Origin of the sequence: Nioella aestuarii, assembly GCF_050896395.1 — a bacterium.
GTDB classification, from domain to species: domain Bacteria; phylum Pseudomonadota; class Alphaproteobacteria; order Rhodobacterales; family Rhodobacteraceae; genus Nioella; species Nioella aestuarii.
Map to the genome: position 1 here is coordinate 5,001 of NZ_JBPBBA010000075.1, position 1,092 is coordinate 6,092.

A 1,092-nucleotide genomic window follows, 5' to 3' on the forward strand; every position below is an offset into this window, starting at 1 on the left:
GACTGGGGCGGTCGCCTCCTAAAGCGTAACGGAGGCGCGCGAAGGTTGGCTCAGAGCGGTCGGAAATCGCTCGTTGAGTGCAATGGCAGAAGCCAGCCTGACTGCGAGACTGACAAGTCGAGCAGAGTCGAAAGACGGCCATAGTGATCCGGTGGTCCCAAGTGGGAGGGCCATCGCTCAACGGATAAAAGGTACGCCGGGGATAACAGGCTGATGGTGCCCAAGAGTCCATATCGACGGCACCGTTTGGCACCTCGATGTCGGCTCATCTCATCCTGGGGCTGGAGCAGGTCCCAAGGGTACGGCTGTTCGCCGTTTAAAGAGGTACGTGAGCTGGGTTTAGAACGTCGTGAGACAGTTCGGTCCCTATCTGCCGTGGGTGTAGGATACTTGAGAGGAGTTGCCCCTAGTACGAGAGGACCGGGGTGAACGATCCACTGGTGGACCTGTTGTGGCGCCAGCCGCAGTGCAGGGTAGCTATGATCGGAAAGGATAACCGCTGAAGGCATCTAAGCGGGAAGCCCCCCTCAAAACAAGGTATCCCTGAGAGCCGAGGTAGACCACCTCGTCGATAGGCCGGAGATGTAAGTGCAGCAATGCATTCAGTTGACCGGTACTAATTGCTCGATAGGCTTGATTTGATCCAGTAGAAGCCAGACTTGGCCCTGCGGACAAAATCAAAAGCAGAAAACTACACCAAAAACACAGTCGCTTGACTTGGATAAAGATGTTCAACCCAAATCCCCAAAAAAAATGGGGAAAAAAGGGTTTGCTTGTTCGGTTTGGTGGTCATAGCGCGAGTGAAACACCCGATCCCATCCCGAACTCGGCCGTTAAGCACCGTTGCGCCGATGGTACTGCGTCTTAAGACGTGGGAGAGTAGGTCACCGCCAAACCTAACAAGCAAACCCATCTCTCTAAAACGATAACAATCAAAGCCCAGATCAAAACAAAATCCGGGCAATTGGCGCGGGGTGGAGCAGCCCGGTAGCTCGTCAGGCTCATAACCTGAAGGTCGTAGGTTCAAATCCTACCCCCGCAACCAAAATAAAACCACAAGATATCAAAGACTTATAAACCGCCCAAGGGTGG

General features: G+C 53.8%; 1 tRNA gene and 2 rRNA genes (1 of these 3 cut by a window edge). All 3 read left to right on the plus strand.

Annotation, left to right across the window (positions count from 1 at the left end):
* Positions 1-641: ribosomal RNA gene (locus ACROHD_RS20665) — 23S ribosomal RNA — on the plus strand (it extends 2,187 nt beyond the left edge of the window).
* A 140-nt stretch (positions 642-781) separates the two neighbouring features.
* A 5S ribosomal RNA gene (rrf, locus tag ACROHD_RS20670) occupies positions 782-896 on the plus strand.
* A gap of 72 nt (positions 897-968) precedes the next feature.
* Positions 969-1,045: transfer RNA gene (locus ACROHD_RS20675), tRNA-Met, on the plus strand.
* The last annotated feature ends 47 nt before the right edge of the window (positions 1,046-1,092 follow it).